The 25,810-nt window shown below is 70.7% G+C and carries 23 protein-coding genes; 5 read left to right on the plus strand and 18 right to left on the minus strand.

Annotated features, from left to right (window positions below; genetic code table 11):
• Positions 1–194: 194 nt before the first annotated feature.
• The 6 genes from ACZ7PG_RS26000 to ACZ7PG_RS26025 all read right to left on the minus strand — a co-directional run bounded on the left by ACZ7PG_RS26000 (position 195) and on the right by ACZ7PG_RS26025 (position 5,307).
• Positions 195–749 carry a hypothetical protein gene (locus ACZ7PG_RS26000; protein WP_470241671.1) on the minus strand — a complete coding sequence of 185 codons (555 nt, stop codon included), beginning with the start codon at positions 747–749 and terminating at the stop codon, positions 195–197.
• Between the two features lie 99 nt (positions 750–848).
• On the minus strand, positions 849–2,078 hold the full coding sequence (gene manA, locus ACZ7PG_RS26005) for a mannose-6-phosphate isomerase, class I (RefSeq protein WP_470242414.1): 1,230 nt from the start codon (positions 2,076–2,078) through the stop codon (positions 849–851).
• A gap of 54 nt (positions 2,079–2,132) precedes the next feature.
• Entirely contained in the window at positions 2,133–3,227 is a 1,095-nt protein-coding gene (locus ACZ7PG_RS26010) for a hypothetical protein (RefSeq protein ID WP_470241672.1), read from the minus strand.
• The gene (locus ACZ7PG_RS26015) at positions 3,211–3,432 is read right to left on the minus strand and encodes a Trm112 family protein (protein ID WP_470241673.1); all 222 of its coding nucleotides are present in this window, start codon (positions 3,430–3,432) and stop codon (positions 3,211–3,213) included. The genes ACZ7PG_RS26010 and ACZ7PG_RS26015 overlap by 17 nt, the downstream gene beginning before the upstream one ends.
• Before the next feature lie 85 nt (positions 3,433–3,517).
• Positions 3,518–4,873, minus strand: coding sequence for a phosphomannomutase/phosphoglucomutase (locus ACZ7PG_RS26020; RefSeq protein WP_470241674.1), 1,356 nt, complete (start codon positions 4,871–4,873; stop codon positions 3,518–3,520).
• A gap of 80 nt (positions 4,874–4,953) precedes the next feature.
• Positions 4,954–5,307, minus strand: a complete 354-nt coding sequence (locus ACZ7PG_RS26025) for a DUF3499 domain-containing protein (RefSeq protein WP_470241675.1) — start codon at positions 5,305–5,307, stop codon at positions 4,954–4,956.
• 79 nt (positions 5,308–5,386) lie between these two features.
• Here ACZ7PG_RS26025 and ACZ7PG_RS26030 point away from each other — a divergent pair, with 79 nt between their 5' ends.
• On the plus strand, positions 5,387–5,851 hold the full coding sequence (locus ACZ7PG_RS26030) for a metallopeptidase family protein (RefSeq protein WP_167379605.1): 465 nt from the start codon (positions 5,387–5,389) through the stop codon (positions 5,849–5,851).
• A gap of 307 nt (positions 5,852–6,158) precedes the next feature.
• Here ACZ7PG_RS26030 and ACZ7PG_RS26035 read toward each other — a convergent pair whose 3' ends face one another.
• Together ACZ7PG_RS26035 and ACZ7PG_RS26040 are read right to left on the minus strand one after the other, a co-directional pair.
• Positions 6,159–9,431: a glycosyltransferase gene (locus tag ACZ7PG_RS26035; RefSeq protein ID WP_470241676.1), complete on the minus strand. Its 3,273-nt coding sequence runs from the start codon at positions 9,429–9,431 to the stop codon at positions 6,159–6,161.
• A 135-nt stretch (positions 9,432–9,566) separates the two neighbouring features.
• Complete coding sequence (locus ACZ7PG_RS26040; protein ID WP_230862597.1) at positions 9,567–9,854, minus strand: WhiB family transcriptional regulator; 288 nt, start codon at positions 9,852–9,854, stop codon at positions 9,567–9,569.
• A gap of 261 nt (positions 9,855–10,115) precedes the next feature.
• On the opposite strand from ACZ7PG_RS26040, the gene ACZ7PG_RS26045 reads away from it, so the two are divergent.
• Positions 10,116–10,877 (plus strand): site-2 protease family protein, encoded by a 762-nt coding sequence (locus ACZ7PG_RS26045; RefSeq protein WP_470242415.1) that lies wholly within the window; start codon positions 10,116–10,118, stop codon positions 10,875–10,877.
• 28 nt (positions 10,878–10,905) lie between these two features.
• On the opposite strand, the gene ACZ7PG_RS26050 is transcribed toward ACZ7PG_RS26045, so the two are convergent.
• From ACZ7PG_RS26050 to mshB, 3 genes are read right to left on the minus strand one after another with little or no spacing between them, the layout of a single operon-like run.
• Entirely contained in the window at positions 10,906–11,685 is a 780-nt protein-coding gene (locus tag ACZ7PG_RS26050) for a hypothetical protein (protein ID WP_470241677.1), read from the minus strand.
• Positions 11,678–12,073 (minus strand): hypothetical protein, encoded by a 396-nt coding sequence (locus tag ACZ7PG_RS26055; RefSeq protein WP_470241678.1) that lies wholly within the window; start codon positions 12,071–12,073, stop codon positions 11,678–11,680. The genes ACZ7PG_RS26050 and ACZ7PG_RS26055 overlap by 8 nt, the downstream gene beginning before the upstream one ends.
• Positions 12,070–12,912, minus strand: a complete 843-nt coding sequence (gene mshB, locus ACZ7PG_RS26060) for an N-acetyl-1-D-myo-inositol-2-amino-2-deoxy-alpha-D-glucopyranoside deacetylase (protein WP_470241679.1) — start codon at positions 12,910–12,912, stop codon at positions 12,070–12,072. Before mshB ends, ACZ7PG_RS26055 begins: the two co-directional genes overlap by 4 nt.
• A gap of 113 nt (positions 12,913–13,025) precedes the next feature.
• Here mshB and ACZ7PG_RS26065 point away from each other — a divergent pair, with 113 nt between their 5' ends.
• Positions 13,026–14,807 carry an ABC transporter ATP-binding protein gene (locus ACZ7PG_RS26065; protein ID WP_470241680.1) on the plus strand — a complete coding sequence of 594 codons (1,782 nt, stop codon included), beginning with the start codon at positions 13,026–13,028 and terminating at the stop codon, positions 14,805–14,807.
• 270 nt (positions 14,808–15,077) lie between these two features.
• On the opposite strand, the gene ACZ7PG_RS26070 is transcribed toward ACZ7PG_RS26065, so the two are convergent.
• The 5 genes from ACZ7PG_RS26070 to typA all read right to left on the minus strand — a co-directional run bounded on the left by ACZ7PG_RS26070 (position 15,078) and on the right by typA (position 23,348).
• Positions 15,078–16,007, minus strand: a complete 930-nt coding sequence (locus ACZ7PG_RS26070) for an ABC transporter permease (protein WP_470241681.1) — start codon at positions 16,005–16,007, stop codon at positions 15,078–15,080.
• Positions 16,000–17,016 (minus strand): ABC transporter permease, encoded by a 1,017-nt coding sequence (locus tag ACZ7PG_RS26075; RefSeq protein WP_470241682.1) that lies wholly within the window; start codon positions 17,014–17,016, stop codon positions 16,000–16,002. Before ACZ7PG_RS26075 ends, ACZ7PG_RS26070 begins: the two co-directional genes overlap by 8 nt.
• A gap of 191 nt (positions 17,017–17,207) precedes the next feature.
• The gene (locus ACZ7PG_RS26080; RefSeq protein WP_470241683.1) at positions 17,208–19,016 is read right to left on the minus strand and encodes an ABC transporter family substrate-binding protein; all 1,809 of its coding nucleotides are present in this window, start codon (positions 19,014–19,016) and stop codon (positions 17,208–17,210) included.
• A gap of 285 nt (positions 19,017–19,301) precedes the next feature.
• Positions 19,302–21,038 carry an ABC transporter family substrate-binding protein gene (locus ACZ7PG_RS26085; protein ID WP_470241684.1) on the minus strand — a complete coding sequence of 579 codons (1,737 nt, stop codon included), beginning with the start codon at positions 21,036–21,038 and terminating at the stop codon, positions 19,302–19,304.
• Positions 21,039–21,422: 384 nt separating this feature from the next.
• Entirely contained in the window at positions 21,423–23,348 is a 1,926-nt protein-coding gene (typA, locus tag ACZ7PG_RS26090) for a translational GTPase TypA (protein WP_470241685.1), read from the minus strand.
• Between the two features lie 192 nt (positions 23,349–23,540).
• Between typA and ACZ7PG_RS26095 the strand changes: the two genes are divergently transcribed.
• Entirely contained in the window at positions 23,541–23,690 is a 150-nt protein-coding gene (locus ACZ7PG_RS26095; RefSeq protein ID WP_020641186.1) for a hypothetical protein, read from the plus strand.
• A gap of 1 nt (position 23,691) precedes the next feature.
• Here the strand turns inward: ACZ7PG_RS26095 and ACZ7PG_RS26100 are convergent, their stop codons facing one another.
• The gene (locus ACZ7PG_RS26100; RefSeq protein WP_470241686.1) at positions 23,692–23,991 is read right to left on the minus strand and encodes a YciI family protein; all 300 of its coding nucleotides are present in this window, start codon (positions 23,989–23,991) and stop codon (positions 23,692–23,694) included.
• A gap of 212 nt (positions 23,992–24,203) precedes the next feature.
• On the opposite strand from ACZ7PG_RS26100, the gene trpS reads away from it, so the two are divergent.
• Positions 24,204–25,169 (plus strand): tryptophan--tRNA ligase, encoded by a 966-nt coding sequence (gene trpS, locus ACZ7PG_RS26105; protein ID WP_470241687.1) that lies wholly within the window; start codon positions 24,204–24,206, stop codon positions 25,167–25,169.
• Here trpS and ACZ7PG_RS26110 read toward each other — a convergent pair.
• Positions 25,162–25,551 (minus strand): (deoxy)nucleoside triphosphate pyrophosphohydrolase, encoded by a 390-nt coding sequence (locus ACZ7PG_RS26110; RefSeq protein WP_470242416.1) that lies wholly within the window; start codon positions 25,549–25,551, stop codon positions 25,162–25,164. The two genes, trpS and ACZ7PG_RS26110, sit on opposite strands and share 8 nt — an antisense overlap.
• Between the last annotated feature and the right edge of the window lie 259 nt (positions 25,552–25,810).

Consider the following 25,810-nt stretch of genomic DNA (forward strand, 5'->3'; position numbering starts at 1 on the left):
CGAGCACCTCCCGCGCCCGCCGAACCGGCCCACCAGCAACGCGACCGGTGACCGGCAACCGTCCGGCACAGGCCCACCCCCGCGATCCGCACTTCCGGAAAACGGGGTGGTGCCGCCCCCTCGCGGCACCACCCCAGCCCACGGACGCCGGGCGCAAGCAAAGCGCGACCGGCGCCACCCCCAGAGAGCTGCTGCTACCGGAGACCCTTGCGAGCCTGCGCATACCGATTGATCGCCGGCAGCCACGCCAGCGCCACCGCGACCAACCCCGTCACCAACGTCAGCCACGCGACTCCACGAACCGCCGCCGTCCCGCCCTCGATGTCGGTCGCCAGTCGCAGGGCCACGCTCGCGTTGGCCAGTGCCGCCAGTGTCAGCAGCACGCGCACCCAGACCGCCCCGCGCAGCGCCAGCAACCCCCACAGCAGCAGCACCGCGCCGAAGAAGATGGCCACACCGCCGCGGACCTGGAGCGTGCTCTGCACCTCGTCCAGGGCCGCCTGCAGCAGCGGGCCGCCGTCGGCCTTCACCGAGTCCGCCGATGCTCCGGTGATCGCCGCGATCGTCTCCGCCGCGACGTCCAGGGCCATGTCGCGGCCGCCGACGAAGTACAGGACACCGTCGACGATCGCGGCCAGCGCCGACACCACGGCCACCCCCACCAGCGCCAGGAGCGCTCCGGGCCGGGACGGCGCCGCGACCGGGACGGGCTGGGGCAGCCCGGTGGCGGCATCGGGATAGGAAGTCACAAGCTCGTTCTCCTCGAAAATCGACACGACGGGGCGGAAGAACCACCCCTACGGGCGATACTGGAGAACAGCACCACACGGAACGCACACAGAAGTGCGTCAGTCCTCGCAGGTTCCCGCGGTCGCGCGGAACAGCTGGGCCCGCGCACCGTCCAGCGGACGCACGCGCACCGGCGGGTCCGCCGCCGGCAGCCACACCGACTGACCCCGGCGCAGCTCGACCTTCTCGCCGTCGTCGGCCGTCACGAGCAGGTCGCCCGCCGTGCACAGCAGGATCTGCGGGCCGACGCTGTCGACGGAGATCTCGTCGTCCTGGCCCGGCGCCCACTCGACGCGCGAGAGCTCGAATTCCGGCGCGTCGGTCCGGTAGACGGCCATGCGGTCGCCGCCGTCACCGCACTGGACCGGCATCTCGCCGCACGCGAAGTCGACCACGCGCAGCAGCTCCGGGACGTCCACGTGCTTCGGCGTCAGGCCGCAGCGCAGGATGTTGTCCGAGTTCGCCAGGATCTCCACGGCCGTGCCGTGCAGGTACAGGTGCAGGTTGCCGGCGGGCAGGTAGATCGCCTCGCCCGCGCGCAGCGTCAGCCGGTTCAGCAGCAACGCCGCCAGCACGCCCGCGTCCCGCTGGTGCGCCTCGCCCAGCTCGAGGATCGTCCGGCACTCCACCGCGAACTCGCCGTGCTCCTGGACGTGCCGGACGCAGGCGTCCAGCACCTCGGGCAGCAGCGCGTCGAGCGACGGCTGCGGCAGCGTGATCCACGTCGTGAACAGCGCCCGCAGCCCGGACGGGTCCGGCTCCGCCTCGAGCAGCCCGGTGTACTTCGCCAGCCCCGGCGTCTCGATCGCCTTCAGCAGCTTCACCGTGCGGTCCGGCGCGCGGAACCCGGCCAGCGCGTGGAACTCCGTCAGCGCGCAGACGAGCTCAGGTTTCGCCGTCGGGTCCGGGTAGTTGCGGTTCGCCGCCTCCCGCGGGATGCCCAGCCGCTCCTCGCGGGCGTGCCCCTCCGCGGCCTGCGCCGCCGACGGGTGCGCCTGCATCGACAGCGGCTCCTCCGCGGCGAGGATCTTCAGCAGGAACGGCAGCCGCCCGCCCCACCGCTTCGCGCACCGCTCGCCGAGCTGCCGCACCGGATCGGCGTCGACCAGCTCGAGCAGGCTCCGCTCGGTCCCGTCGGGGCCGATGACGTGGGACGGGTCACCCGGGTGGGCACCCATCCACAGTTCGGCCTCGGGGTGCGGCGCGGGTACCGGACGGCCCAGCAGCTCGGGGATCGCCGTCCGCGATCCCCAGGCGTAAGGCCGCACCGCGTTGCGCAGCAGCTCCACTGTCACCTCAACTCCACTCCTTCGGCGCCGGCCGGGGCCGGTGCTCGGCGGGTCTCACGCCCTCGCGGGCGCGAAGCGACCCGCGCCGCCGATGCTGCCCGCCGCCAGCCCGAGATAGACCGCCGCCAGTTCGAACCGCAGTGCCAGCACCGCGGCCCGCACGATTTCGTCGGCCTCGATCTCCTCGGCCGGTGCGATGACCTCCGACCCGGGCAGCAGATCCTCGGCCTCGTAGCGCGCCGCGTCCGTGGCCGGACCGGTTCGCACCGAGAGGAGCAGCACCCGAGTCGGGATGTCACCTGATGGATCGTCCGGATCGGCGAAGATGTCACGCGCCGCGCCACTCGAAAGTGCGGCCCGCCGCAATGCGGGACGCGCCAAAGCCTGACGATAGTCTTCGACGTCACAGACGGTAGCAGCGTGGGCCGCAAACGCGTGCGCAGCGTGTTCGCCGACGGCCACCGCGACCGGGTCGAGACCCCACAGCAGGGGCACGCGGTCGGCGACGCGCAGCGCCAGCGCCTTGGCCGGGTTCGCGAACGACTCGCGAGCCAGGTAGTCCTTCTCGGCTTCCAGGTCGAGCTGGTCGGCCAGCGCCTGGACGTCGGAGACCAGCAGGCCCAGCGCGTTCGCGGTGAGCAGCCCCGCGGCCAGGCCGCGGGGGAACGCCAGCTCCGGCGGCACCGGGATGCGCGGCGCCAGCAGTACGCCCTTGCCCGCCACGGCGGCCGCGACCGGACCTTCGGCCGGCGCGGAGAGCACGACCGAGGCGCCGAAGCGAGCGGCACGTTCCAGCGACGCGGCGAGCTCGCGGTCGCCGGGGTCGTCGGTGTGCGCGAAGACGACGTCGAGCGCGCCGATCCAGCTCGGCACCACCTCGGCGACGACGACCGGCACCGGGCACGACGGCGTCAGCAGCGCGGCGAGCAGCCGGGTAAGCGTCCGGCTGACGCCCGGCCGGTCGATCAGCACGAGGGCGCGCGGGCGCCCCACGTCGAGCCGGTCGGCCAGCCCCATCTCGGCGGCCATCTCGGCGGTCGCGCGCACCTGCGCGCCGGCCATCGCGGCCGCCCGGAGCAGCCCCGCGCTGTCGGCCTCGGCCAGGCGCGCGGGGTCGTCGAGCAGCGAGTCGTCAAGCACTGTCGGCATCGGAATTTCCGCTGTCGCCGGGGATCCGGGCTTCGTCGAGGAGCAGCACCGGGATCCCGTCACGGACCGGGTACACCCGGCCGCATTCGGTGCACGTCAGTGCATCGGCCTCGGGGTCGTCCGGTGCCCCGGGACGCAGTGGGGCGTGATCGGGCGACGGGCACGCCAGGATCTCGAGGAGCTGGGCGTCGAGCGTGAGGGCCATGGTTCCTCCATACCACGCGATGAGGTGTGGTGAAGGGCACCTTCCGGACACAGTTGGGCCCGGAAGCCGCCCGCCACGGGACGGGTCAGCTGCGGATGATCGCGAGTACTTCGTCCACCAGCCCCTGCACGGCCTCGGCGTTCGCGGCCTCGACGTTCAGCCGGAGCAGCGGTTCGGTGTTCGAGGGGCGCAGGTTGAACCAGGCGCCGCCCGGCAGCTGGACGGTCAGCCCGTCGAGCTCGTCGAGCTCGACACCGGGGCGGACGCCGAAGTCGTCCTTGACGGCCATCATCTTCGCGACCTGGTCGTCCACCGTCGAGTTGATCTCGCCGGAGGCCGCGTAGCGCGAGTACGCGCTGGTCAGCTCGGACAGCGGGCCGTTCTGCTCGCCGAGGGCGGCCAGGACGTGCAGCGCCGCCAGCATGCCGGTGTCGGCGCGCCAGAAGTCGCGGAAGTAGTAGTGCGCGGAGTGCTCGCCGCCGAAGATGGCGCCGGTGCGGGCCATCTCGGCCTTGATGAACGAGTGCCCGACGCGGGTGCGGACCGGCTTGCCGCCGTGCTCCGAGACGATCTCCGGCACGCCCTTGGACGTGATCAGGTTGTGGATGATCGTGCCGCCGGGGTCCTTCGCCAGCTCGCGGACGGCGACCAGGGCCGTGATCGCGCTCGGCGAGACCGGCTCGCCGCGCTCGTCGACGATGAAGCAGCGGTCGGCGTCGCCGTCGAAGGCCACGCCCGCGTCCGCGCCGACCTCGCGGACCTTCGCCTGCAGGTCGACGATGTTCGCCGGGTCCAGCGGGTTGGCCTCGTGGTTCGGGAAGCTGCCGTCGAGCTCGAAGTACATCGGGACGACGTCGATCGGCAGCCCGTCGAAGACGGTGGGGACGGTGTGCCCGCCCATGCCGTTGCCGGCGTCGACGACGATCTTCAACGGCCGGTTGCCGGACAGGTCGACGAGGTTGCGCAGGTAGGCCGCGTAGTCGGCGAGCACGTCCCGCTCGCTCGTGGTGCCCCGCTGGCCTTCGAACCCGGGCACGCCCTGCTCGACGGTGTCGCGGATCTCGGCGAGCCCGGTGTCCTGGCCGACCGGGGAGGCGCCGGCGCGGCACATCTTGATGCCGTTGTACTTGGCCGGGTTGTGGCTCGCGGTGAACATCGCGCCCGGCAGGTTCAGCGAACCCGAGGCGAAGTAGAGCTGGTCGGTGCTGGCCAGCCCGATGCTCACGACGTCGAGACCCTGCGAGGTGACGCCCTCGGCGAAGGCCGCCGCGAGGCCCGGCGACGAGTCGCGCATGTCGTGCCCGATCACCACCGCCGGCGCTTCCGGCTTGATGAGCAGGGCGAACGCGGCGCCGAAGTCGCGGACGAGCGCCGCGTCGAGCTGCTCGCCGACCACGCCGCGAATGTCGTAGGCCTTCACGATGCCCGAAAGGTCTGGCACGCCGTCTCCCCGCGAATAGTCGTCCCGGCGCCCGCTGCGCCGCGCGGAAAGCCTACCGGCGGTGGTGGCGGGTGACGCGCTCAGGCGCGACCGGGGAGGACACGCAGGTGCCCGCGGCGCCCGGAGGGGCCTTCCGGCTCGGGCGCGGGGGGCGGCCGATCGGAGCGACCGGCCTCGCGCACGGCCTCGGCCAGCGCCGTCAGCTCGTCGGCCGACGGGTCCGGCGCGGCGAAGGCGCCTTCGTGCCGGACGACTTCCCAGCCCTTGGGGACGGTCAGCCGCAGCGCGTGGGCTTCGCAGAGGTCGTACGAGTGCGGCTCGGAGGCGGTGGCCAGTGGGCCGACGACGGCGGTCGAGTCGCTGTAGGCATACGTCAGCGTGGCCACAGCCGGCTCGAGACAGCCGGTACGCGAACACTTCCGTACGCTCCGCACGATCCGAAACGATAGCGCGTCGCCGCAAGCTAGTAGGAGCGACACGCGCTGGGACGTGCCGACCGCATAGACTTCCGGGGTGGCGACGGCTCGTGACTACCGACAGCGGCGGCGCTCGCGAAGGGACCGGCACGGCCGGGGCCTGCGCGGGACGCTGTATCCGGCGACCCTGCCCGCCGCCGCGAGCCGGGCGGAGAGGTTCGACGCACTGGTGCTCGACGCGCTGGAGCCGATCGAGGCCCGCTGGCGCCACGAGCTGACGAAGCTGGACGTCGCGGTGGACGACGTACCCGAGGTCCGCGAGAACGGCCGCGCGCCGTCCGACGGAGTGCTGCACGACGGCGCGGTGCCGTTGTCGCGGCTGGTCCCGGCGGGGGTGGACCGGACGGGGATGCCCACGCGGGCCCGGATCGTGCTGTACCGGCGGCCGCTGGAGGCGCGGGCGAAGGACCCGTCGGAGCTGGCGGATCTGGTGCACGACGTGCTTGTGGAGCAGGTGGCCGGGTATTTGGGCGTGGAACCGGACGTCATCGAAGGCGAGTAGCTTCACGGCGGTTCGGGGGCGGCGCTGGCGGGACGCGCACGAACGGTCCAGTCGCGCCCCCGGCCCCGCCGCTGCGAACGGTCCACTCGCGCCGCTCGAGGTGCGCGAAAGGGCCAGTCGCGCCCCCCAGACGTTGCGGAAGGGCCACTCGCGCCGCCCAAGCCGCGCGAAAGGGCCAGTCGCGCCCTCCACGCGTCGCGAAAGGGCCACTCGCGCCGCCCAAGCCGTTGCGAAAGGGCCACTCGCGCCCCCAAAAACCGCGCGAAAGGGCCACTCGCTCCGCCCAAGCCGGGGCCAGGCCCTCACCTCACAGGCGACGCCGGGCCGGGACCGCCGTCAGCAGCGTGAACAGCACCGCCGCCAGCTGGGCCAGCAGCAGCAGGTTCCGCTCCGTCCCGGGAAACTCCACCGTCACTTCGGACGTCGTCGGCGGCACCGACACCGCCACCTGGTGTCCCCACGCCGGCACGATCGGCACGCTCTTGCCGCCCACCGATGCCTTCCAGCCCGCTTCCTGCTCCGCCGCGAGCACCAGCAGCCGCCCGGTCGGGCCGTCGGACACCCGGACCCGCACCTCGGGCAGGTCCGCCTGGACCGGCGACACGCCCGGCGAATTCCCGGGCGCGCCGCCGCCTGTCACCGCTGCCTTCGCCTGCTCCGGCGAGATCAAGATCACCTGGCCCGCCGGCGGCAACAGGCGCAGCACGCCACGACCGTCGGACGTCGGGGCCGCCACCGAAACCAGGTCCTTCGCCAGTGGCACGTACGCCTGCGGGTCGACGCCCGGCGGGAGCACCGCGAACTGCACCCCCGCCGCGGCTGCGGCGGCGAACGCGCGCTGGACCGCCGCCGCGTCGCCTTGGCCCAGGTCGCGGCGCCATGCCGCCAGCCGGGCCGGGGTGCCGGGCGTCGGCGCGAGTTCGTCGTCGCCGTAGTGGGGCAGGCGGCCGCCGATCTGGCGGGTCGCGTCGGCCGTGAGGTCGAGCACCGACCGGCCGGACGCCGACAGCTCGGCCGACACCTCCGGCGCGAGCGCGGGCCGCTCGCCGGCGCGCAGCGGACCTTGGCCGCCGACGACCACCGCGCCCGCCGCCAGCGCGAGGAACACCACGACCCCGGCGACCGCGAACACCTTCGGCAGCCACGTCGCGGGCACGCCGGCCGAGCCGCCGCGCTGCCACGAACCGAGCACGACCCACAGCAGCCCGGCGCCGACGATCAGCAGCGGCACGCCCGCGTGGCCGTGGGCGGGCGATCCACCCTGCATCGGTACCGCCGTCACCAGCCGCACCAGGACCAGGCCGCCGGCCCCCAGCGCGGCCAGCGCGAGCCCGCCCGCCGCGAGCTTCGTCGGGCGGACGACGATCGCGATCAGGGCCGCCGCGATCACCGCGACGCCGATCGGCCACGCGCCGGGCCCGCCCGGGTCGAGCCCGGCCAGGTCGGTACCGGACACCGCCGACGCCGCGCCGCCGAGCCCCTGCACCAGCAGCTCCGGGTGCCGCAGCAGAACCGTCGGCCACGGCAGCAGCAACGCCAGCGGCAGCAGCACCACGATGCCGACCGACGCGATCCGCCGCGCCAGGCCGGTCGGCGCGGGCAGCACCACGAACCCGATCAGCAGCCCGGCGAGCGCGAGCCCGTGCGCCAGCGGGGAGAACGCGCCGAGCAGCGCCACCCCGAACGCCGAGAGCGCCGACACGTGCAGCCACCGCGTGTCCGCCCGGATCAGCAGCCCGGCGATGCCCGCGGCCACGAGCGGCAGCACGAGGTGCACCACGACGACGTCGAGCCGGCCCTGCGCCACCCCGGCCGTCGCGGCGGGCAGCAGCGCGTAGGTCGCGGCGATGACCGCGCGGACCCACCGGCGCACGCGCAGCCGTCGCGTCGCCGCGTACGCGCTCAGCGCCGCCAGCGGGATGTCGCCGAGGAGCAGGATCGCCACCAGCGCGGCCGGGCCGCCGATCGGCGCGAACACCGCGCCCAGCGTGCCGAGCACCGGCAGCGTCGCCGACGCGGGCGCGCCGGTGCCGCCGGCGATCGCGTGCCACGGCGTCAGGTACGACGACCACAGCTCACCGAGCCCGCCGACCGGCAGCAGCTTGCCGCCGAAGAGGTCGAGGCCGAGCCGGGCGCGGTTGACGACCAGCCCCAGCGCGGTCATCACGACGAGCAGCACCACCGGCGGCGCGAAGATCGTCGCCGCGAGCACGCGCCGCCGGTTCACCTCGACGAAGACGATTTCCGGCTCGGGCGCTTCTTCCGGCGCCTCGTCGGTGGCGGAGACCGGTTCGGGCGCCGGGGTTTCCGGCAGCGCGACGGCGACGAGCGTGCCCGGCTTGCGCAGCCCGGACCCGCGCGAGCTGAGGCCGCGCAGGGCGCCGGCGGGCAGCGCGTCCGGCCCGACCGGACGGCTTTCCCGTGCGTCGAGCGCTTCCGGCGTCACCCACGCCGACTCGGTTTCGACGGTCTCGGGCACGCGGCCGAGCGCGACGTCTTCCTCGACGCCGCGGCGGACCAGCCCGACGACGCCGGCGCGGACGGCGTTGCGCAACCGCGTCCCGCGTCCGGTGAAGAGCCCGCGAACTGTGCCAGGCCGCGGATTCCGTCGTCGGCGGGCGCGGGCGGCACGCAATCCGCCGCGTCCACTGAGGAGGTACGTCGCGGCGGAGAACTCGGCCCGCGCTTCGCCGGTGCGGCGCAGCAGGACGAACGCCAGCGCGCGCAGGAGGGAGAGCAGCGGGAGCCGGATCATCCCCAGCCAGAAGGAAAACGGCGAGCAGTTCACGAGGAACACCCGCAGCCCGTGAGCGCGGTTCGCGGCCGCGAGCGGGGTGGCGACGGCGTCCGCCGTGCGCTGCCCGGTGGTGACGGCGCGCGCGTGCCGCACCCGCGCGGTCGGCACGGAGAGGACGAGCCCGCCGGCGGCGTTCGCGCGCCAGCCGAAGTCGAGATCCTCGCGCAGCAACGGGAAATCGGGGTCGAAGCCGCCGAGCTCGTCCCAGGCGTCGCGGCGCACGAGCGAGCCCGCGCTGGGCACGGCGAGCACCTCGGCCGGCTCCTCGCCGAGCGCGGCGACCTGCTGGCGATGCCCGGACGCGTCGGTGGACAGGCCGGCTTCGACGATCAGCCGCGGGTCGGTCCAGTCGAGGCCCAGCGAGCCGAGCACGGTCGCCGACGGGTTCTTGGTGGCGACGCGCAGCAGTTCGTCGAGGCAGTCGGGCTCGGGCGCGCAGTCGTCGTGCAGCAGCCACAGCCACGAACCGGGGTCACCCCAACGTTCGGTGGCGTGCTCGACGGCCTCGGCGACCGCGGCGGCGAAGCCGGCATCACTCGAAAGCGTGATGACGCCGGAGAGCACGGGAGTCGCGTCGAGGCCGGGATCTTCGGCGGCTTCGGCGAGCAGCCGGGCGGTCGCGTCGGTGGAACCGGTGTCCACGGCGAGGACGTGCCGAGGCCGGACAGTGCTGCGGCGCAACGAAGAAAGCGCCAGCGGCAGCCAGCTCTCACCGTTGTGACAGACCACAATGGCCAGAACGGGCGCGGTGCGCAGGGCGGGCGGCGCGGCGGTGCGGGGCAACGACGGCTCCAGATCAGGCGGCGGATCGGTGCGGCCACCCTACGGCCCCGGTCCGTCACCCGGTGGTGAACCCACGCCGAGTGTTCACCACGTGGAATCACCGGTGATGCCGACGCATCACCGGTGAGTCCCCCTCTAGACAGCCCGTTTCTTCAGCTTCCGGCGCTCCCGCTCGGACAGACCGCCCCAGATGCCGAAGCGCTCGTCCTTGGCCAGCGCGTACTCAAGGCACTCGTCCTTGACCTCGCAACCCAGGCAGATCCGCTTGGCTTCACGGGTGGAGCCGCCCTTCTCGGGGAAGAACGCCTCCGGGTCCGTCTGCGCGCACAGGGCGCGTTCCTGCCAATCCTGCTCTTCCTCGGTGGCATCGATGAGCTCGGTGAGATCTCCCAGAGCCTGCTCCGGGATCTCGCCCCAACCCATGACGTGCCCCCATTCCTTACCATCGGCTTCCAACCGCACGTCCGCCTCCTCGCTCCCTAGCACTCCCCAGGCTGGCGGTGGTGAAACGACACTCGCTGTCCCCTCGACAACGAATGACATCACTGTGATTACACCCGTGTAGTGCGGTCAGGTCAAGCGGAGTAGCGAGTTCGGGGGACGTTCGTGCCCGACCGCGCAAGGGGACACGCCGGTAACTTCACACCGGGCATACGGAAGACTGGAAGTGTGCAGAAGTCAGCAGTGCGCCCCAGCCCGGTCTTCCTCGGCATCCTCGCGCTCACCGTCGCCGGCGGCGTGATGGCCGCGTTCGGTTACGTCAACCCGTACTCAGTCCGCGATCACGACACCCTGGCCGTCGCCGGAGTCGTGATCTTCGTCGCCGCCGGCTGGGTGGCGTCGCTGTCGCTGCACGAGTTCGGGCATGCGATGGTCGCCTACCGCGGCGGCGACCACAGCATCGCCCATAAGGGCTACCTCACCCTGGACGTACGGAAGTACACCGATCCGGTGCTGTCGATCGTGCTGCCGCTGATCTTCCTCTTCATCGGCGGCATCCCGCTGCCAGGCGGCGCGGTCTGGATCAACCGCGGTGCGCTCCGGTCACGGGGGACGTCGTCCTGGGTGTCGCTGGCCGGGCCGCTGAGCAACCTCGCGGTCGGCGCGGCGTTGTGCCTGGTGGTCGCGCTGGTCCCGATGTCGCACGGCCTCGTGATCGCGATGTCCTTCCTCGCGCTGCTGCAGGTCGTGACGTTCATCCTGAACATCCTGCCGATCCCGGGCCTCGACGGCTGGGGCGCGATCGAGCCGTACCTGTCACCGCAGGCCCGCGCGTTCGGGGCGAAGGTCCGCCCGTGGGCGCCGATCGCCCTGTTCGCGATCTTGTTCCTGTTCAGGCCGGCGAGCGCCGCGTTGTGGGCCGGTGCCGGCTGGCTTTTCGACTTGCTGGGGGGCTATCCCGGTGCCCAGAACGGGTTCGTCCTCTTCCAGTTCTGGAACTACTGAGGTCCGGGCCGGGCACCGCGCGGGAAGCTCACGCGCGGTGCTCGGTCAGCCAGACGTGCGCCCGCTTCCAGACTTCGCGCAGCCCCGATCGCTCCCCGAAGTAGTCCCCCGCCGCGCCGACGACCGGCAACATGCCGATCGCACGGTGCAAGAAGTTCCCGCGTGGCCGCTTCTCCAGCTCCTCGGTGATCCCGAGCAGTCCCCGGCCCAGCCGCCACAGCGTCCGGCCCGCGGCCTTGACCGTCGCCTTGCCGTGCTTCTTCTCCGACGCCGTCAGCTCTTCGGTCAGCTTCGCCGCTTCGTCGGCCTCGGCCGCTTCGTCGTGCTCCGGGTGCTTGCCCGCCGCGAGGTCGGCGTCGATCTCGCGCTCGAACAGCACCGCCGCGATCAGCCGCACCCGCGTGCCGACGTCCGTCACGCCGTACTCCCCGGCGATCGCGCACAGCAGCAGCCCCTGCGACGCCGCCCCCAGCGTGTCCTGCACCGGCAGCCGGTCGGCCAGTGCGCCGCCCAGCCCCGGGATCGACGTCAGCAGCGCCGTGAACCGGCCGACGCGGTTCATCCACCAGCTCGACCGGTCGTAGCCCGTCATCCGCGCCCACGCGGCGGTGCCGGGCACCTTCACCGACGTCACGCCGTGGATCAGCTTCGCCTTGAGCCCGGACTCGACCTCGGCGAGGTCTTCCTTCTCCCGCGCCTGCAGGCCGAACGGGTCGGACTCGCGCAGCGCGTCGAGCATCGGCCCGCACGCCCGCACGAACGGCCGCAGCACCGCCACGACCTGCTTGTCGGAGATCGCCTCAGCCACGTCCCGCACTCCTTCCCGCCGCCGCCCGGCCCAGCCCGCCGCCGAGCACCAGCGCGCCCGGCAGCGCGCTCGCGCCGAGCAGCACCAGCGCTCGCCAGTCCTGGATCAGCACCAGGTCGCCGCCCGGGCCCAGCAGGCCGAACCCGAACACGACGACCACCCACACCGCCAGGGGTACCCACGAAAGCCCGGGCCGCACCAGCTTCGCCGTCGTCGACACCAGCCACGGCGTGGTGACCGCGCCGACGACGACCGTCAGCGGCAGCGGCACGACCCCGATCCGCAGCGGCAGGAAGAACAGCTCCAGCACGGCCAGCAGCACCGTGTCGAACGCGAGCAGCAGCAGGAGCAGCCGCTGCTCCCAGGTCAGCGGCTCCGGCACGGTCACAGCCCACCGAACAGGTCGTCCGCCGCACCGTCGGCCGGGCCGTGGGCCAGCACGAAGGAGTCGTGCGCCGGGATCGGCTGGGCGACCTCGTTCGTCAGCGCGAAGTACGGGACGTCCCCGTCGACGACGGCCAGCTGCGTCGCGTGCGCGCGCAGGGCCGCCAGCTTCGCCGGGACGTACGCGGCGACGTCGAGCGTCGTCGTGATCTCTTCGTCCGGCGTCACCGGCAGCTCGTCGTCGGGCGGGACGGGGTACTCGGGTTCGCCGGCCCGCAGCGCGGCCAGCCCGGTGCGCATCGCGTCACTCGACGTGACGGTGTGGAACACCCGGGCCACCGACTCCGCGCGCGGCGCCGCGGCCATCGTGATCTCGTGGGCGCGGATGTGGTCGGGGTGGCCGTAGCCGCCGAAGGCGTCGTAGGTGACGACGACCTGGGGCCGCACCTCGTCGAGGATCTCCGCGAGCTGCGCGGCCTGCTCCTCGGCACTCCCCCCGGTGAACGCCCGCGGGTGCGAAGCCGACGGCGTGCCCGCCATGCCCGAATCGCGCCACCGGCCGATCCCGCCCAGGTAACGATGTCGTGACACCCCCAGCGCGGCGCACGCGGCCTTCAGCTCGGCGACGCGGTAGCCGCCTAGCTGGTCGGCCGCCCAGGCGCCCAGCCCCGCCAGCTCGGGCAGGCCGGCCATGATCTCGCCCTCTTCGCCGAGCGTGCAGGTCACGACCGTCACCTCGGCACCTTCGGCGGCGTATCGTGCGATCGTGGCGCCGGTGGTGATGCTCTCGTCGTCGGGATGGGCGTGGACGAGCAGCAGCCTGCGCGGTACCGGGGAGATCACGGGTTGAGCGTAATTCCCGTGCTCCGACCTTCGTCGGGGACACCCTCGGTTATCCTCGCGCGAGTCGCGACCGCCGCGTCGCGATCGTCTGTACCCCCACGAAGGGCATCTTGGTGAGCACTGAAGCAACTTCGGCGGATGTCGCCGGCGTGTCCGGATCCGTTCTGTCGATCTCCGACCTCAGCGTGTCGTTCCAGACCGAGGACGGCGTCGTGAACGCCGTCAAGGGCATCGGTTTCGACGTGCAGCCCGGCGAGATCGTCGCCGTGGTCGGGGAGTCCGGGTCCGGCAAGTCCGTCACGTCGATGTCGGTGCTGGGCCTGCTGCCCAAGACCAGCAAGATCGCCGGCGAGCTGCGTCTCGGCGAGCGCAACCTGGCGGATCTCAAAGAGAAGGAAATGCAGAAGATCCGCGGCAACCAGGTCGCGATGATCTTCCAGGAGCCGATGACGGCGCTGAACCCGGTCTACACGGTCGGCTGGCAGCTGCGCGAGGCCCTGCGCTCGCACCTGGACATCTCCAAGGCCGCCGCGGACAAGCGCGCGGTCGAGCTGCTCGACATGGTCGGCATCCCGAACCCGGAGCTGCGGTTCAAGCAGTACCCGCACCAGCTCTCGGGCGGTCTGCGCCAGCGCGTCGTCATCGCCATGGCGATCTCGTGCGACCCGAAGGTCATCATCGCCGACGAGCCGACCACCGCGCTCGACGTCACGGTCCAGGCGGAGATCCTCGGCCTGCTGCGCAAGCTGCGCGACACCCTCGACACGGCGATCGTGCTGATCACCCACGACATGGGCGTCGTCGCCGACATGGCCGACCGCGTCATCGTGATGTACCAGGGCGAGATCGTCGAAGAGGCCCCTTCGCGCGAGCTGTTCGCGTCGCCGAAGGAGGACTACACCCGGCGGCTGCTGGCCGCGGTGCCGGTGCTCGGCCAGCGTCCCGAGGGACGTCGCCTGCTCGACGACGCCGGGATCGCCTCCGACAGCACCGAGGCGGCCAAGATCGCCGAGGAGATCCGGCTGGCCGACGCCGAGCTGGAGGCCGTCATCGAGGAGGCCGCGCCGGCCCTCGAGATCAAGAACCTGGTGCTCGAGTACCCGGGCCGTCGCGGTCAGGGCAAGAACCGCGCGGTCGACGACGTCTCGATCACCATCGCCAAGGGCGAGATCGTCGGCCTGGTGGGCGAGTCCGGCTCGGGCAAGACGACCGTCGGCCGCTGCGCCGTCGGCCTGCTCCAGGCCACCGAGGGCACCATCGCGATCGCCGGCAAGGACATCACGAAGATGTCGGCGAAGGAGCTTCGCCCGCTTCGCCGGTACTTCTCGATCGTGTTCCAGGACCCGGCGTCCACTCTGGACCCGAAGATGACGATCGGCGAGTCGATCGCCGAGCCGATGGTGCTGCACAAGGTGCTGGCCGGCAAGGAGCTGTCGGCCCGCGTGCGCTCGCTGCTCGACAAGGTCGAGCTGGGCGGGCACTACATGAACCGCTACCCGCACGAGCTTTCCGGCGGCCAGCGCCAGCGCGTGGCGATCGCCCGGGCGCTGTCCCTGGACCCGGCGCTGCTCATCGCGGACGAGCCGACGTCGGCCCTGGACGTGTCGGTGCAGGCCCGCGTGCTGGACCTGTTCCTCGACCTGCAGCAGTCGCTGCAGTTCGCGTGCCTGTTCATCAGCCACGACCTGGCGGTGGTCGACCTGCTGGCCGACCGCGTCGCGGTGATGCAGCACGGCAAGCTGGTCGAGATCGGCACGCGCGACCAGGTGCTGCACTCGCCCCAGCAGGACTACACGCGCCGCCTGCTGTCGGCGGCGCCGGTCGCGGACCCGGTGCTCCAGGCCGAGCGCCGCGCGGCCTGGGAGGCCGGCAAGCTGGCCCCCGTCGCCGACTGACGCCCTGACGCACGAAGGCCGTCACCCGCTTGGGTGGCGGCCTTCGGTCGTTCCTGGGCGGACGACACGCGCACCTGGGCGGCGAACACGCGTCTCACGGGTGGTACGGGCGGCCAAAGGCCAGATCTGGAGAGCGTGCGGGGCCAGCCCAGCTTGTGCTCGGTGTCGGAGCACGTAGAGCACGAGATTCATCCGAACCCCCAGGTCCGGCGATCCCCGCGCGAAAACGGACGCGGGGGCGACCGGAACCGGTCACCCCCGCGTCGGCGTTCAGGCCTTCATTCTCCGCTGTCGCGGGTCGAAGGCGTCGCGAAGACCGTCACCGATGAAGTTGATCGTCAGTGAAATCAGCACGAGCACGATGAACGGCCCGAAGAACAGCGACGGCCGCGTCTGCAGCTGGGCGTAGTTCTCCAGGATGACGCGGCCGAGCGAGGTGTCCGGGAGCTGGACACCGAGGCCGATGAACGACAGCGCGGCTTCTGCCAGCACGGCCTGCGCGACCGCGAGGGTCGCGTTGACCGTGATGCTGCCGACCATGTTCGGCACCAGGTGCTTGAAGATGATCCGGAACGTGCCGGCACCCGAAGCGCGAGCCGCGTCGACGAACTCGCGCTGGGACAGTGACATCGCTTCGGCGCGGGTGATCCGGGCGATCTGCATCCAGCCGAACGAAGCGAGCACCAGGGCGACGATGTACCAGGAACCGCTCCCGAACACCTTCGCCAGGATGGCCGCCGCGGCGATCTGCGGGATGATCAGGAACAGGTCCGTCACCCGCGAGACCGCCGAGTCGGTGAACCGGCGCAGGTAGCCCGCCAGTGCGCCGAGCACGACGCCGACGACCGTCGACAGGATCGACACCGTGAGAGCGATCAGCAGCGAGAACTGGGTGCCGCGCAGGATCTGCGACACCATGTCCTTGCCGACCTGCGTGGTGCCCAGCGGGAAGTCGCCGCTCGGCTTCGCGAAGGACGGGAAGGAGCTGTCCTCGTAGCTGTGCTTCCAGAAGATCGGCAGGATGATGCTGAGCAGGATGATCAGCAGCAGGATCGCGGTCGACGCCATCGCCAGCTTGTGGTGCAGGAACTTCCGGAGCACCAGCTTGCCCTGGCTCCGGGGTTCGGGCAGCGCCTCCGGCGGGAGGGTTCCGTCCTTGGTCGCGGTTTCGCTCGCGAGAAGGGAGTTCAAGTCAGCCAACGCGAATCCTCGGGTCCAGGATGCCGTACACCAGGTCGGCGATCAGGTTGGCGACGATCACGCTGGTGGCGATGACCACGAGCCAGCCCATCATCACCTGAGTGTCGTTCTTGTTGACGGCTTCCACCAGCAATGTGCCCATACCGTGCCAGTTGAACACCGTCTCGGTGATGATCGCGCCGGCGAGCACCGACCCGAAGTTCACCGAGAACAGCGTCGTCACGGGGATCAGGGCGTTGCGGAACGCGTGCCGGAAGATGACCCGGCCGTTCGCGAGGCCCTTGGCCCGCGCGGTGCGCACGTAGTCGGAGTTCATCACTTCCAGCATCGAGGCCCGCTGGAACCGGCTGTACGCGGCGAAGCTGATCGCCATGATCGACAGCGTCGGCAGCAGGTACGCCCCGATCGTGCTGGTTATGAAGTCCCCGACGCCGTCGGTTTTCAGCTGTTCCGGGCTGGTCGTGCGTAGCCATGGATTGCCGAGGACGTCCTGCAGACCGAGGTCACGGACCCAGCCGTTGATCTCGATCGCGTAGTTCTTCAGCACGATCGCGATGCAGAAGATCGGCATCGAGAACAGCAGGAAGGCGAGCGTGGTGGCGAGGTAGTCGACGATCGAGTACTGCTTCACCGCGGCGAGCACGCCGACGATGATGCCGATGATCAGCGCGAGGATCTCGGCCCCGACTACCAGCTTGAACGTGACGCCGAACGCGGCCAGCACCTTGGGCGCGACCGGCTGGAGCGCGTTGCCCTGCGCGATGGACGTGCCCCAGTCACCCGACAGGAAGTCCCCGAGCCAGGTGAAGTAGCGGGGCACGACGCCCTGGTCCAGGCCCAGCTTGTGGGACAGCGCGTCGATCGCGTCCTTGCTCAGCTGGGGGTTGTTCCGCAGCTCGCCCAGCGGGTCACCGGTGGCGGCGACCATCACGAACGACAAAAAGGTCCCGACCAGCAGGACGGGAATCGATATCGCCAGACGGCGAAGGATGTAGATCACCAGGTTCAACGAACTGCTCCTCATCCGGGCCTGGTCGTCAGAAGTGCGCTGGACCGCTACCCGGTTGTCTACCGTAGTGGCGGTAACCCTACGGTCAACAGCTACTTCCGGTGGGTACCGGGGCCCGGCTCGTGGCCGGACCCCGGTACCTCCCAGGTCATCTGGAGCGAGGGGGAAGAAGCTGCGGGGCTAGGCCCTGCTTACTTCTTCTCCCACTCGCCGGCGTTCCACAGGGCACCGTTGTACGACTGCATGTACACGCGGTCGATACCCTTGAACGCCCACATCGACGGGGTCTGCCAGAGCGGGACCGTCGCGTACTTGTCCGCGATGGCCTTGTCGGCCGCCTGGTAGGCCTGCGTCTTGACGGTCTCGTCCGTCGCCTTCACGGCGGTGTTGAACGCGTCGTCGATCTTCGGGTCGCACAGGTTCTGGTAGTTCTGGTCGCCACCCTTGTCCGGGCAGACGTAGATCGAGCGCGACTGCGACTTGAACGGCGCCGAGGACCAGCCGAAGAGCGCGACGTCGTAGTCACCGGTCGAGACGCGGCCACCCTTGAGGAAGTTGGCGTCGGTCTCGTCCTTGACCTCGATGCCGGCCGCCTTGGCCTGCGAGATGATGATCTCGACGGTCTGGCTGCGGCGGGCGTTCTGGTTGTGCGTGATCTTGAACGAAGCCCGCTGCGTGCCCTTGGCGAAGATGCCGTCGGCACCCTTGGCCCAGCCGGCGTCGGTCAGGGTCTTGGCCGCGGCCTCGGCACCCAGTCCGGCCTTGCTGCCGTAGAGGTCGGTGTAGCCCTCTTCACCCTGGAAGAACACGATCGAGTTCAGCGGAGCCGCGTCGGCCTGGACTTCCTTGAGCAGCTTGTCCGTGATCGCCTTGCGGTCGATCGACTCGAAGAACGCCTTGCGGAGGGCGTCGTCCTTGAAGATGCGGTTGAACTGCAGGTCAAGGTGCTCGTAGGTGAGCTGCGGCGCCGAGCCGTAGGTCACACCCTGCGGGGCGAGGCTCTTCATCGTGGCCGCCGCGGTGGCGTCCGGCTGGGTCGACGCCGCGACGTCGATCTCACCGTTCTGCAGCGCGGTCGCCATGGCCTTGGTGTCTTCCATGGCGCGGACGATGATCTTCGCCGGGCCGCCCTTGCCGCCCGCCCACTTCGGGTTCTTCACCAGCGTGACGGACTTCTGGTTCGCGTCGAACGAGTCGATCATGTACGGGCCGGAGGCCGGCATGATCGACTTGTCGAAGCCCTTCCACTTGTTCGTCCAGAAGTCGCCGGCCTTGGACAGCTGGGCCGGGTCGCCGGTCGGCGCGAGCTTGGTGATGTCCGCGATGCCGGCGTTCTTCTCGAGAACGTGCGCCGGCAGGATCTGGACACCGCTGAACAGGCCCTTGTAGTCGAGGTACGGCTCGCTGTAGTCCGTCTCGAAGGTCAGGTTGTCCTTGCAGGTGGCCGTCTTGATCTTGTCGTAGCCGGTGGTCGAGGCCGCGTTGAACGGGTTCTTGCCGTCCGAGCCCTTGGCCAGCCCGCTACCCGACAGCCAGGCCAGGTAGAAGTCCTTGCAGTCGAAAGGCGCGTCGTCCGACCACTTGAGGTTCGGCTTGATCTTGTACGTGACGACCTGCGGGTCCTTGGAGGTCACGTCGACCGAGTCGAGGATGTCGTTGTTGAGCAGCACCTTGTTGTTGCCGTCGAGGACGAAGGCGTCTTCGAGGACGGTGGTCAAGATGTACGTGTTGTACGAGCTGTTGGTGTCCGGGGTGTTGTTGTTGTACCCCGAGTACCCGTCGTCGATCCCGACCGTGACCGTGCCGTCCCAGCCCTTGACGTCCGCGAGCTTGAACGAGTCACCCTGCTCGGCCTTGCCGACCGCCATCGACTTGACGTCGGTCGACGATCCGTTCTGGTCCGTGCTGCCCGAGCCCGCGTCGCCACCGCTGCAGGCACTCAGCAGCAGCGAGGCGCCTGCGACGAGCGACAAGGCGGAGACTGCTTTGGTTCTCCTCATGAAGTGTGCCCTCCTAGCACTGAGTCCTTGAATTGTGACAAGGACCCACACCGCTCCGGTTTGGTGCCGGAGCCTACGACACGCCAAGCGACACTCAACTGGCGCACTGCGGGAGCACGCTAGAAAGGAAAAGCACCGACAGTCACCAGTTCAGGGTCGATCGTGACCAAAGGGTGACTTCCAGTGGACATCCAGAAATACGACGGTTACCTCACGGATTCACGGAGTCCCACTCGAAGGCGTGCGTGAAGATCACCCGGTAGTACTGAATGCGTAGTCGAACGATTACTTCGGGCCGCGAGTCCAGTTCACGGCGGACCCGAACGGGCCCACCATCGGAGGACCTGGGGTTACTCCCGAGATACCCGATCCGATCGCCAGGGTGTCAGCCATTTGGAACAGCGGGATCACCACGTTCTGACGCCAAAGTTCAGGCTCCAGAGTGGTCAGCGCCTCGGCGATCGGGGTCGCCCCGGACAGCGCCGCGTCGATCGACGGCTGCAGCGCCGGATCGCAGAAACCCGACGAGTTGCCCGGTACGACGGGTTTCGCCGGGTCCGTCCCCGATGCCGTTTGTTCGGGGCGGCAGCCGAAGGTGGACGCGAGCACCGAAGCCGTGTCGCCGCCGACCGCCTGCGGCACGACCGCGATGTCGATCCCGACGCTGCCCGCCGAGTCGCCGGTCGGCTGCTGGATCCCGCCGGCCACCGGCATCGCGAGCAGGCCGCTGAACAGGTCGCGCGGCTGCGGCGTGATCGCGCTGACCTCGACGCCCTGCGCGACGAGCTGGCTGGTGAGCTCCTTGGCGATCGTCGCGAACGGCTCCTGGGTGGCGGGCGAGGCAATGACCAGCGAAAGCGCCTTGCCGTTCTTGCGCCAGGTGCCCGCGGTCTTGGCGTAGCCGGCCGCCTTCAGCGACTCCTCGGCCTTGGCGACGTCGGGCGCGGTGGGCGGGCCGGGCGGGATGGTCGCCGCGTACCCGGTCACCGACGGCGCCTTGACCTGCGCGTCGGCGTGCAGCTGCGACGACGGGCCGCCGTTGACGCCCTCGGTGATCAGCTTGGACCGGTCGATCAGCGCGGCGATGCCGGCGCGCACCTGCGTGTCGTGGAGCGTGGCGCTGACCGGGCGCAGCAGCACGTCGGCCACCAGCGGCCGGGCCACGGTGTGCAGCTGCACGGCCGGGCCGAGCTCGCCGAGCAGCTTGAGCTCGTCGCCGGTGGTCCTGGCCAGTGCGAACTGGTCGTTGCCGCTGCGCAGCGCCGCGAGCAGCGTGTTCTGGTCCGAGCGGCGCAGCACGATCCGGTCGATGGCCGCGGGCTTCTCCCAGTAGCGCTCGTTGCGCTCGAGGATCACCTCGCCGCGGGCGGTGTCGAGGCTCTTGATCGAGAACGGGCCGGCGATGGCCGGGAAGTTCGAGGCCAGCGCCCCGCGCCAGCCGTCGGGCGCGTCCTTGAGCAGGTGGGCGGGCAGCAGGTCCGAGAACAGCGTCTGCCAGCCGGGGTACGGCTTGGCGAAGGTGACCTCGACGCGCTTGCCGCCTTCGCGGGACTGCAGGTCGGTGATCTGCCGGTAGCCGGCCGGCCCGATCACGCCGGGCTGGTCGCGCATCTGCGTACGCAGGTAGTCGAAGTCCTCGGCGGCGATGGGCGCGCCGTCGGACCAGGACGCGTCCGGGCGGATCTCGTAGGCGACCACGAACGGCTGCTGCGAGAGCACCTCGGCGGACTTCATCAGGCTCTTGTCGAGCTGGGTGCTGCCGTCGTCCTTCTGGCGGAACACCGAGGGCAGCAGCAGCTGCGACAGCGCGGACGTGACCTGCGAGGAGTCGGCCAAGTTGTGCGGGTTGTACCCGCCGAGCACGTCGTCGACGCCGACGACGATCTGCGACGGCGTCTTCCCGGTGGTCGAGGCCGGCGGGACCGACGAGGACACCACGGGCGGTGGCGGGGTGTTCGAGCAAGCGGTGACCAGCACGGCCGCGAGCGCCAGCACCGGCACCGCCTTGCGATTCACCCGCACGCCCCGTTCCTCCCAGAATCTCCCCGATCGGGTCAGCCATGCTCCCACGACCGCGTCGGCGGCCGGAACCGGGATTCCCGTACCCGGATCGGCCGGGCGCGGCGCCGCTTGGTGCCGCTATCGGAAAAGACGCGCGGCGCACCGTCCGGGTTCCCGGACCGTTCCGGAACGGCGGAACGAACACGCCCCGGACACGGGACGGGTCCGGCCCGGTGGTGAACACCAGGCGTCGAATCCGCGAAAGCCCCTATAAAGATATAAGGAGAAGAACAACGGAATTCGTGACTTCGCGTCGGCCGATTATCCACCCAGGGTGACCGGCAGGCAATACAAAAACCTCCCGGCGCGGTACGCCGGGAGGTTTTTACGCGATTTTCGACCGATTCAGCTGTTGTCGCGGCTCTTCGCGCGCGAACGCTCCTTCGCCCGGGTGTTGATGTCCAGGGTGACCTTGCGGACCCGGACGACCTCGGGCGCGACCTCGACGCACTCGTCGACCGAGCAGAACTCCAGCGCCTCTTCCAGGCCCATCTTGCGCGGGCGGGCCAGCGTCTCCATCACGTCGGCGGAGGACTGACGCATGTTCGTCAGCTTCTTCTCCTTGGTGATGTTGATGTCGAGGTCCTCGAAGCGCGGGTTCTCGCCCACGACCATGCCCTCGTAGACGTCGGCGCCCGGCTCGACGAAGAACGTGCCGCGGTCGGCCAGCTGGATCATCGCGTACGCGGTGACCGGGCCGGTGCGGTCGGCGACCAGGGAGCCGCTGTGGCGGGTGCGGATCTCGCCCGCCCACGGGAAGTAGCCCTCGAACACGTGGTTCGCGATGCCGGTGCCGCGGGTCTCGGTGAGGAAGTCGGTGCGGAAGCTGATCAGGCCGCGCGACGGGAGCACGTACTCCAGCTTGATCCGGCCGGTGCCGTTGCCGCTCATGTCCTCCATGCGGCCCTTGCGGGCGGCCAGGAGCTGGGTGATCGCGCCGAGGTGCTCCTCCGGCGAGTCGATGTAGAGGCGCTCGAACGGCTCGTGCAGCTTGCCGTCGATCGTGCGCAGGACCACCTGCGGCTTGCCGACGGTCAGCTCGAAGCCCTCGCGCCGCATCTGCTCGACGAGGATCGCCAGCGCCAGCTCGCCACGGCCCTGGACCTCCCAGGTGTCGGGGCGCTCGGTCGGCAGGACGCGGATCGAGACGTTGCCGATCAGCTCCTGGTCGAGGCGGGCCTTGACCAGCCGCGCGGTGACCTTGTCGCCGCCGTTGCGCCCCGCCAGCGGCGAGGTGTTGACGCCGATGGTCATCGAGATGGCGGGCTCGTCGACGGTGATCCGGGGCAGCGCCACCGGCGTCTCGGAGTCGGCGAGGGTGTCGCCGATGGTGATCTCGGGGATGCCGGCGATGGCGACGAGCTCACCGGCGCTGGCCTCGGTCGCCGGGACGCGGGTGAGCGCCTCGGTGACCAGCAGCTCGGAGATGCGGACGTTCTGCACGCTGCCGTCTTCGCGCATCCAGGCCACGGTCTGGCCCTTGCGGAGCTTGCCGGCGTGGATGCGGATCAGCGCGATGCGGCCGAGGAAGTTCGACGCGTCGAGGTTGGTGACCAGCGCCTGCAGCGGCGCGTCGAGGTCGGCGGCGGGCGGCGGCACGTGCCGGAGCAGCGTGTCGAACAGCGGGTCGAGGTTCTCGCTCTCGGGGATCTCGCCGTCGGCGGGCTGCTCCAGGCTCGCCTTGCCGGCGCGCGCGGAGGCGTAGACGACCGGGAGGTCGAGGATCGCGTCGTGGTCGGCGTCCTCGATGTCGCTGGCCAGCTCGAGCAGCAGGTCGTGGGTCTCCTCGACGACCTCGGCGATCCGGGCGTCCGGGCGGTCGGTCTTGTTGACCAGCAGGATCACCGGCAGGCCGGCTTCGAGGGCCTTGCGCAGCACGAAGCGGGTCTGCGGGAGCGGGCCCTCGCTGGCGTCGACCAGCAGGACGACGCCGTCGACCATGGCCAGGCCGCGCTCGACCTCGCCGCCGAAGTCGGCGTGGCCGGGGGTGTCGATGACGTTGATCGTCACCTGGCCCTCGGGCGTCTGGCGGTGGATCGAGGTGTTCTTCGCGAGGATCGTGATGCCCTTTTCGCGCTCCAGCTCCCCGGAGTCCATCACCCGGTCGACGAGCTCGGCCCGGTCGGCGAAGGCGCCGGACTGGCGCAGCATCGCGTCGACGAGGGTCGTCTTGCCGTGGTCGACGTGGGCGACGATCGCGACGTTGCGCAGGTCGGGCCGGGTCTTACCGGTCGGCCGGCCGGTTTCGACGGTAGCGCTGGCTGCGGGCACGCGAAGACTCCTGAACTTCAAGGGGTGGGTGGCCGCGTAAGCCCGTTCGGCATCCAGTGACCGGCTTTGGTCACACGCGGACCTCACCAAGGATACCTGTCGCCCCATTGTGAGCGGCCCCACGCCCCCCAATCGGTTAGCCTCACCTAACGTGGGAAACCGGTTTAGTCGCCGATTCGAGGGAGCGTGCGCGTGGGCAAGAAGCCGGACGACCCGCGAAAGGTCGTGCGCAAGCTGATGAAGGCCGGCAAGGTCAAGAAGAAGTGCTGCCGGTCGAAGCCGCGCTGCAAGAAGTGCCCGGTGCTCGCCCTCAAGAAGGCCAAGCTGGACCTCGCCGCCTAGCTCAGTGCGTGACCGCTTCGTTGAGCAGCCGCAGCTCCGGAGCGGTCTTGGTCGGCGAGAACTCGATGACCTCGTACTGGGCGAGGCGCCGCACGCAGAACGGGTCGGACGCCAGGATGGCGTCGAGCTTCCCGCGGTTCAGCGGGCGCGTGATGATGACGCCGCCGGTGCGCGGGTTCCGCCGCCCGGACGCCAGGAAGTGGCCGTGTTCGTACTGCTTGTTCAGCCACTCGACGTGGTCCGGGAGCGCGTAGTCGATTTCCTCGATCGGAGCCGTGTAGTTCAGCAGGACGACATACATGGTTAAGACGGTAGCCCCGCGAGCCCGTTCCCGCGTCCGGACGATACCGAGTGGTGACGGACGTCGGCTATGCTCGCCGCATGCACGCGCAGACGTCCAGCTGGTGGCCGCCCCAGGCGGCCGTCTAGTCCTGCGCTGATCACCAGCGGCCGCCCCGGACGGGCGGCCTTTTTCATGCCTTCTCCGGGGTGGTCCCCTCGGAAAGGAACCCCGTGAGCAAGCTGTCCGGCATCACGCCCTCCGGCCACGTCCACCTCGGCAACTACCTCGGTGCGGTCCGCCGCTGGGCGCGCGAGGGCGGCGCGGACGACCTGTACTTCGTCGCCGACCTGCACGGCATGACGAACCCGCACAACCCGGCGAAACTCCGATCACTGGCGAGGGAGCAGCTCGCCGTGCTGATCGCCGCCGGGATCGACCTCGAGCGCGTGTTCGTCCAGTCCGACCTGGCCCGCGAGCTGGGCGCGCTGACCTGGGTCCTGGAGTGCACCTGCAACTACGGCGAGGCCGCGCGGATGATCCAGTTCAAGGAGAAGTCCAAGGGGCAGGCCGGCGTGCGGCTGTCGCTGCTGACGTATCCGGCGCTGATGGCCGCGGACATCCTGCTGCAGGGCGCGGACGAGGTGCCGGTCGGCGAGGACCAGCGCCAGCACGTCGAGCTGACGCGGACGCTGGCCAAGCGGTTCAACGGCACCTACGGCGACGTGTTCACGATTCCCAGGGCGGTGCTGCCGCCCGCGGGAGCGCGGGTGAAGGACCTCGCCGACCCGGTGCGCAAGATGTCGAAGTCGACGCGGGACGCGGTGGGCGTGGTGTTCGCGCTCGACGAGCCCGACCAGATCCGCCGCAAGATCCGCCGCGCGGTCACCGACGGCGAATCGGTCCCGGCGCACGACCCGGAAACCCGCCCGGGGATGGCGAACCTGCTGGAGATCCTGGCCGCGTGCCGGGGCGGCTCGCCGGCCGACCTGGCGGCGGAGTTCTCGTCCTACGGCGCGGTGAAGGACGCCGTCGCGGACGCCGTGATCGAGGAGCTGCGCCCGCTGCGTGAACGTGCGTTAACGCTGCTCGACGACGTCGCGGAGCTGGACCGGGTCCGCAAGGCGGGCGCGGAGCGCGCCCGGGAGCGCGGCTCGCACCGGCTCGACGCGGCGTTGCGGATGATCGGCGCTAACTGAGCAGCGCGTGCAGGGCCGGGAGCAGGATCCGGTCGGCGGGCAGCCAGTCGAGGCCGTCGAGGTCGTCGGGCCCGAGCCACCGCACGGCTCGGTGCTCGACGGCCCGCGGCTCTTCACCCGGCGAGACGAGCTTCGCGGCGTAGATGCGGAGGACCTTCTCGCCGGGCAGCGGCACGTCGTGACCGACGCGCGTCCCGACCTCGATGACGACGTCCAGCTCCTCGCTGCACTCGCGGGCCAGCGCGAAGGACTCGGACTCGCCCTCCTCGACCCGGCCACCGGGCAGTTCCCACTGCCCGGTGTGCTTCGGCGGCCAGGCCCGCTGCTGCGCGAGCAGCTTCCCGTCCCGCACCAGGGCGGCACCCACGATCACACCGTTCACAGCCCCGGAATCTACCCGGAAGTCCCGGGGCGGGCCGCGCCCGGCGATCGTTCCCCACGGGCCGCGCCCGGCGATCGTCCCCCACGGGCCGCGCCCGGCGATCGTCCCCCACGGGCCGCGCCCGGCGATCGTCCCCCACGGGCCGCCGCCGAGCAGAGCCACCACCGAGCAGAGCCACCACCGAGCAGAGCCACCACCGAGCAGAGCCACCACCGAGCAGAGCCACCACCGAGCAGAGCCACCACCGAGCAGAGCCACC

This window comes from Amycolatopsis sp. NPDC114504 (genome assembly GCF_055633595.1).